General features: G+C 60.1%; 8 protein-coding genes. 7 read left to right on the forward strand and 1 reads right to left on the reverse strand.

All coding sequences use genetic code 11. The features are described from left to right. Window positions 1-264 precede the first annotated feature (264 nt). The 7 genes from ACTO5E_RS00635 to ACTO5E_RS00665 all read left to right on the forward strand — a co-directional run bounded on the left by ACTO5E_RS00635 (window position 265) and on the right by ACTO5E_RS00665 (window position 6,802). Complete coding sequence (locus ACTO5E_RS00635; RefSeq protein WP_482300665.1) at window positions 265-825, forward strand: RNA polymerase sigma factor; 561 nt, start codon at window positions 265-267, stop codon at window positions 823-825. Beyond that, the gene (locus ACTO5E_RS00640; protein ID WP_482300667.1) at window positions 822-2,318 is read left to right on the forward strand and encodes a hypothetical protein; all 1,497 of its coding nucleotides are present in this window, start codon (window positions 822-824) and stop codon (window positions 2,316-2,318) included. Before ACTO5E_RS00635 ends, ACTO5E_RS00640 begins: the two co-directional genes overlap by 4 nt. A gap of 223 nt (window positions 2,319-2,541) precedes the next feature. Continuing rightward, window positions 2,542-3,438: a phosphoribosylaminoimidazolesuccinocarboxamide synthase gene (locus ACTO5E_RS00645; protein ID WP_482300677.1), complete on the forward strand. Its 897-nt coding sequence runs from the start codon at window positions 2,542-2,544 to the stop codon at window positions 3,436-3,438. A gap of 5 nt (window positions 3,439-3,443) precedes the next feature. Then, window positions 3,444-4,136 (forward strand): response regulator transcription factor, encoded by a 693-nt coding sequence (locus ACTO5E_RS00650; protein WP_482300668.1) that lies wholly within the window; start codon window positions 3,444-3,446, stop codon window positions 4,134-4,136. 7 nt (window positions 4,137-4,143) lie between these two features. Further along, window positions 4,144-4,353, forward strand: coding sequence for a hypothetical protein (locus tag ACTO5E_RS00655; protein ID WP_482300670.1), 210 nt, complete (start codon window positions 4,144-4,146; stop codon window positions 4,351-4,353). Continuing rightward, window positions 4,350-5,789, forward strand: coding sequence for a sensor histidine kinase (locus ACTO5E_RS00660; RefSeq protein WP_482300672.1), 1,440 nt, complete (start codon window positions 4,350-4,352; stop codon window positions 5,787-5,789). The genes ACTO5E_RS00655 and ACTO5E_RS00660 overlap by 4 nt, the downstream gene beginning before the upstream one ends. A 95-nt stretch (window positions 5,790-5,884) precedes the next feature. Next, window positions 5,885-6,802, forward strand: coding sequence for a S66 peptidase family protein (locus ACTO5E_RS00665; protein ID WP_482300673.1), 918 nt, complete (start codon window positions 5,885-5,887; stop codon window positions 6,800-6,802). A 142-nt stretch (window positions 6,803-6,944) separates the two neighbouring features. On the opposite strand, the gene ACTO5E_RS00670 is transcribed toward ACTO5E_RS00665, so the two are convergent. After that, window positions 6,945-7,162, reverse strand: a 218-nt coding sequence (locus ACTO5E_RS00670; RefSeq protein WP_482300674.1) for a hypothetical protein, incomplete at its 5' end; no start/stop codon positions are given.

Below are 7,162 nucleotides of genomic sequence, written 5' to 3' on the forward strand. Positions count from 1 at the left end.
GGAGCCGGATGCGGCAGCGCATATGTCAGGCGCAGGAGCCTCCTCCTGTCGGACATGTCGGGCGGTCTGTTTTGGGGCGGGTAAATGCAGAGAGGCTACCTTTCTGCATTTATCCCAGAGAGATTTGAAACAGAAATGTAGGGCTAAGCATGGCTTCTTCCGGCAGTCCTGTCAAAAAAGCCGGTAAAATTATGAAAAAACTGTGACCACCGCTCCCCGAATGGCGATAACAGGGGTGAGCGCGCTCAAAAGGAGGGAGTCAAGATGGAGGACAGGAGGATTGTAGAGCTGTTTTTGACCCGGGACGAGGCAGCTCTTGCCCACACTGCGGAAAAATACGGCGGGCAGCTGCGCAGCCTGGCCTATCACCTGCTGCGGGACGCCCAGGCGGCGGAGGAATGCGAAAACGACACCTATTTACAGGCCTGGAACGCCATTCCACCCCATGAGCCCTGGGAGTATCTGTTTCCCTTTCTGGCGAAGATTACCCGCAGGCTGACCATCGACCTGTGCCGCCGGCGTACCCGGCAAAAGCGCAGCGCCCCCCTGGCCCAGCTGACCAAGGAGCTGGAACAGTGCATTCCTGCCAAGGGGGACGCCCAGGACCAGGTGGACGGGCATATGCTGGCTGAGGAGGTGGGGCGGTATCTGCGCACCCTGCCTGAGGAGCCCAGGAATATGTTCATCCGGCGGTACTGGTATCTGGACCCGGTGGCAAAGATTGCGGAGCGTTATGGGGCAGGGCTGAGCAAGGTGAAGACCAGCCTGTACCGCACCCGCAATGGACTGAGAGAATATCTTTCAAAGGAGGGGTACGATATATGAGGATCAAGGACGGCCAGGAGTTTTTGGAGAAGCTGGAAGGCCTGGACCCGGCGCTGGTAGAGGAGGCCGGGCGCATACCCCAGCGGCAGGAGCACCGGCGCGGGCTGGGATTTGGCACCTGGCTGGCCGCCGCTGCCTGCGTGGCGGCGTTGTGCCTGCCCCTGATTCTGCGCTGGGCCTTTGCACCCCCTGACCTGCCGTTGGAGGAGGCCGCAGGAGCGGGGGAGGCCTCTCACCAGGCCCCTGCCGAGGGCGGCGCGGAGCTTGCCGGAGAGGAGAAGACCAAGCGTGACGCCGGGGAAAACAACCCTGCGGCACAGAACGCCCGGAGCATCGAGAACTCCGATGACGTGATGATTGCAGCGGACGGGCCGGGTATTGTCATCACGTCAAAAATAGACGGAGAGAATGCCGGGCTGACCACCAACCAGCTCAGACAGGAGTATATTGCCAGCTTTGAGGAGGGGATGCCCGCTGAGGAGTACTTCAAGTACAACAGCCAGACAGCGGAGAACCGGGCCCTGTGGGACGACTATCTGGAAAGCGACTTTGGCATTGAATACGCCTACCGCTTCTGGGACTTCCCCCAGCTGAAAAAAATGGTGCCGGAGCTGGAAGGCTACCGCAGCAGCTATATCTTCCCGGAGTTTGAGGACCCAGACAGCGAACTGCCCAGCCGGCTGTCCGTTCAGTGGCAGTCTCAGGAACTGGACGCCTCGGTTGGCTATATCACGGTCAACATTCTGGACCAGCCGGAGGAGATCCCTCTGGTGGAGCAGGAGGGGCTGCGGGAGTATATTCTGCAAAACCAGCAGACTCAGGCGGACCGGGACGGGGTGCTTGTCACCGCCCTGGGAGGCTTGGAGACAGAGAAGACCCTGAGCTTCTGGCGGGAGGGGCGGTTCTACCGTATTTATGGCGACAGGCCGGTGCCGCCGGAGACCATGGTGCGGCTTCTGGACTGGCTGCTGGGCCCGGACCTTGACCTGAATGCGTTTACCAAGGACCGGTGCTATGCCCTGGCCACCCTGCAGGACTACCCTGACGCCTTTGCCGGGTACTATCCCACAGACCGCAAATGGGCGCCCAAGGCGAAAAAATCCATTGTCTCTTTGGAAGGGGATACGCCCACCGGTTTGGAGCTGGACTACTTTGCCAACTCCGACGGATACTTTATCACCTATTGGATGGTGGGCACCGGAGAGTTTGCCGAACAGGAAATGAACTATGCCACGCTGGACAAATATCTGGCGGACCTGACAGAGGAGGACCTGCTTGCCTATCTGGAAAAACAGGCGGAACGCCGGTGCCATGCCGTCGCCTTCTGGTGGAACGAGGAGGTAAAGGCCGTGTTCTGGTACAGGCCCGGAACCGGGCGGGAGAAGGAAATCTGGGAGTTCATCCAGTATTTGCAAAGCGACCAGGTGAAGATTGAGAGAATGATCGGGGATGTGGTTGAGCTGCGGCCCTATGCCTCAGCGCCAGAGGAGTAAAACAGCAGCAGGCGGTCCATGGACTTCACCCAGTCCGTGGACCGCCTCATTTTTGCCTGTTTTCAGAACTCCCATGCACTGACAGGCGCCCTCTCCCCTCTTGCAAAATCCCGTCAGGTAGGCTATACTATGAGTAAACGCCTGTGAGGAGAAGGGGGGCATCTCCGCCTTCTTCTGCCGGCGGCTGCGCAGCCTGTTCAGAGGAAGACGTCCTTCTTCTGAGCTGTGTCAACGATCAGCGCAAACACTTTCGCGAAAGGCGGTCTTCTCTATGCAAAAGCTTATCAGCGGCAAGGTTCGGGAGGTCTATCAGGTCTCCGACTCCACTCTGGCCATTGTCACCACTGACCGGGTCTCGGCCTTTGACGTGATCCTCCCCACTCCTGTCCCCGACAAGGGCCGGGTGCTCAACGCCCTGTCCTCCTTCTGGTTCCGCTATACCGGCGACATTGTAAAAAACCACATGCTCTCTGAGGACCAGGCCGACATGCCCGGCGAACTGCAGGGAGAGGCCTTTCAGGGCCGCACCATTCTGGTGAAGAAGCTGCGTATGCTCCCCTTTGAGTTCATCATCCGGGGCTATCTGTTCGGCTCCATGTGGAAGGAGTATCAGAAAACCGGCGGCTTCTGCGGCAAGGCCCTCCCTGCCGGTATGCAGCAGGCAGAGAAGCTCCCCGCGCCCATTCTCACCCCCTCTACCAAGGCCGAGGAGGGCCACGATGTGAACGTCTCCTTTGAGTACATGGCGGACAAGCTGGGCAGCGAAATGGCCCAAAGGGTCTGCGACACGGCTCTGGCGGTCTATCAGCGCTGCTATGACTATGCCTATGAGCGGGGCATCATCATTGCCGACACCAAGTTTGAGTTCGGCCTGGACGAGAACAATGAGCTGGTGCTGGCCGACGAGGTTCTCACCCCGGACAGCAGCCGCTTTTGGAGCCGGGACGCCTACCGGCCGGGCATCTCTCCCGAGAGCTTTGACAAGCAGTATTTGCGGGACTGGCTGATTCAGAACAACCTGGACGGCAAGACCCCGCCCCCGGAGCTGCCGGAGGACGTGGTGAAAAACACCCGCGCCAAGTATCTGGAGTGCCTGGACCGGCTGGTCCCAGGGGAGTGAGCGCCTTGTACCGTCTGTTGGTGGTAGACGACGAGGAGATGATCCGGGGGCTCATCCGCAAGTACGCGGAGTTTGAGGGCCACCAGGTCACCGAGGCCGGCAGCGGCATGGAAGCTGTGCGCCTGTGCCGCCGGGACCCGGCGGCCTTTGACCTGATCATTATGGATGTGATGATGCCGGAGCTGGACGGCTTTTCTGCGGCCGCCGAGATTAAAAAAATCTCCTCCACTCCCATTCTCATGCTGTCAGCCCGGGGAGAGGAGTATGACAAAATACACGGCTTTGAGCTGGGGGCCGACGACTATGTGGTCAAGCCCTTCTCCCCCAAGGAGCTGATGCTGCGGGTGAACGCCATCATGAACCGGGTGCGCCCCGCCCAGCCGCAGAAGGCCCGGGAGGTAGAGGACTTTGGGGGCCTGAGCATTGACTTCGACGCCCGGGTGGTCACTGTTGACGGGGAGCGGGCGGAGCTGTCCCCCAAGGAGTATGAGCTGCTCAGCTATCTGGTGCGCAACAAGGGCCTGGCCCTTACCCGGGAGCTGCTGCTGACCAATGTGTGGGGCTACGATTTTTATGGGGACGACCGGACCCTGGACACCCACATCAAGCTGCTGCGCAAGCGGCTGGGACCCTATAGCGGGTATATTGTCACCCTGCGGGGGGTGGGCTACCGGTTCGACCCCCCGGGAAAGAGGTGAGGGCAGTATGAAACGGAAAATATTTTACGGCCAGCTGGCCGCTCTGGCTCTGACCCTTCTGGGGGTGGCGGGGCTGGGGTTCATTCTCTTTGGCCCGGGCGAGACCAGCATGACCGCTCTGTATCTCTTTGCGGGACTGGGCATAGCGGGGTTTGTGGGCAACGCTGCCCTAGCCCTGGTCCGCCTGCTGCTGGAAGCGGAAGGCCGGAAAAAATGAGAAAGGGAAAGCAGGAGAAGGCCTCCCGCCGCCCCATGAGCGTGGGAGCCCACATGGCCTTGGGCTTTGGGGTGTTCGCCCTGGCGGCGGTGGCGTTGCTATGGGTGTTTCAGATTTTTTTGCTGGGCCCCTTCTATCAGGCCATCAAAACCGCCGAGGCGGAAAAGACCGCCCGGGCTGTCATTACCCGGTTGGAGGACCAGGACCTGGAGCTTCGCACCCGGGAGCTCTGCCTGCGCAGCGGGTCAAACATCACGGTCAGCGACCCCCTGGGCCGGCAGTATGTGGGCTGGTATATCAACACCTTCCGGGACAGCCTGATCTTCAACCTCACCTCCCGGGAGTGGGCGGAGCTCTATAACCAGGTGAACCTGCAGGGCGGGCGGTATACCCGGGTGTTTCAGTCCCGGACAGCGGGGGGCATGGAGCTGCTGTTCTACGCAGTTACGGTGCGCACCCCCCAGGGCAGCGACCGGCTGGTGGTGATTGAGTCGGAGCTCACCCCCCTGGCCTCTACGGTGGAGACCCTGCTGGTGCAGCTGATCTGCCTTACCCTGGTGCTGGCGCCTTTGGGGGCTTTTCTGGCGGTGTATATTCCCCGGCGGCTGACACGGCCCCTGACAGAGATCAGCGAGTCGGCCAAGCAGCTGGCCCGGGGGGACTACTCGGTGCGCTTTGAGGGCCGGGGCGGCCGGGAGACCGGGGAGCTGGCCGCCACCCTGAACTTTGCCGCAGAGGAGCTCTCCAAAACCGAGGGCCTGCGCCGGGAGCTGCTGGCCAATGTGTCTCACGATCTGCGCACGCCCCTGACCATGATCAAGGGCTATGCCGAGGTGATGCGGGACCTGCCCGGAGAGAACAGCCCCGAAAATATACAGATCATTATTGACGAAGCCGGGCGGCTCAACGACCTGGTCAACGACCTTCTGGACCTGTCCCGGTTGGAGGCTGGGGTCATTACCCTGGAAAAGGAACGTTTCAACCTGACGGAGAGCATCCGGGACATTCTCACCCGCTACGACAAGCTGGCGGACTACCGCTTTCCCTTCTCCTACCAGGAGGAGGCCTGGGTGGAAGGGGACAAGCTGAAGCTCTCGCAGGTGGTGTACAATCTGGTGAACAACGCCGTCAACTATGCGGGGGAGGACAAGACGGTCTCCCTCCGGCAGGAGCTTCGGGAGGGCCGGGTGCGGGTCTCGGTGGCAGACACCGGGGAGGGTATTCCGGCGGACAAGCTGCGGGACATCTGGGAGCGGTATTACAAGGTGGACCGGGAGCACCGGCGGGCCCAGGTTGGCACCGGGCTGGGCCTGTCCATTGTAAAAAACGTGCTGGATTTACACGGCGGCACCTACGGGGTGGTCAGCGAGCTGGGAAAGGGAAGCACCTTCTGGTTTGAGCTGCCCCGGGAGGAGAGCCCCCCTGCCGGCCATTGACAGAGCGCACAGGACAAACGCCGCCTTTGGCCTGGAAGCTTACCGGCAGGGCGGCGTTTGTCCTTATTATTCTGTTTTGAAAAGGAGGCTGTCATATGCAGGCAAAACCACTGAGCAAAAAGGGCGTGATCGGCCTGTGCTCCCCCAGCCATATCCCCCTTTATGAGGCCGCGCCCGGCCAGGAGGTTCGCTGGGAGTACAAAAACATCATCGCCAGCATGGAGCAGGAGGGCTTCCAGGTGGTGCAGGCGGAGAACATGTATAAAAAGACCTGGGGGTATCTTGCCTCTGACCAGGAGCGGGGTGCGGACTTTAACCAGCTGGCCGCTGACCCCAGTGTGGAGTATCTCCTGTTCGGCGGGGGCGAGGGCGCGCCGGAGGTGCTGCCCTATCTGGACTATGAGCTGTTCCGGCAGAACCCCAAGCGCATTTGCAGCTACAGCGACGGCACCAGCATTCTCAACGCCATCTGGGCCATAACAGGCCTTGAGACCTACTACGGCCAAAACCCCACCAAGTTTATGGAGTGGACAGACTATGACCGCCGCCACTTTGAGGGGCATATTCTCAGCGACAGTATGACAGAGCACGAGAAGGTCTCCCCCTGGCTTTGCCTGAACCCCGGCACAGCGGAGGGCGTGCTGTGCGGCGGCTACACCGTGAACTTTGCCCTGCTGCTGGGCACAAAATATTTCCCGGCAGACCTGAACGAGCCCCATATTCTGTTTTTGGAGGACCATGAGAAGTTCGGCGGGGAGGACCATGTCAGCGCCATGCTGGGCTATATTGAGCAGAGCGCGTTTATGAAATCCGTGACCGGGCTGGTCTTTGGCAACTACGCCGGCCACCCCTGCCCCCATCTCTACGCCCGGCTGAAACTGCTGGGGGAGCGGCATCACATTCCCGTGGTGTACTGCGACGACTTCGGCCACGGAGAAAACCACGCCATTCTACCCATTGGGCGCAAGGCCCGGCTGACGGCAGGGGAGGACAGCGGGCTGAGGTATCTGTAGGCAGGGGCTTGGGAATGTCCCTTTCGCAGATTTTAAGGCAACACCGCACAAAGATTGCGCGTGAGTTGCGCAGTCAATTTTTTCGTCAGAGTGTACAGATTGAGTGCAGCCAATCTAGGGATTGACAAGCGAGATCTGTGCGCTATGACGGAAAAAGTGCAAGCAAATCATGTGCAAAGGCCGTAGGCCGGTCTTTGTGCGGTGTTGCCTTAGGGCTTGTTTGAAAATAGAAAAAATGCCGGATTTTTGCCCCAAAGGGGGTGATTTCAAGGAGAAAACCGCAAGTCAATCTCGCGATTGACAAGGATTTTCGACGCAGAAAGCGGCTGCTTTGGGGCAAAAAGACGGTGTTTTTGATTT

The sequence above is a fragment of the Acutalibacter sp. genome, assembly GCF_056800975.1.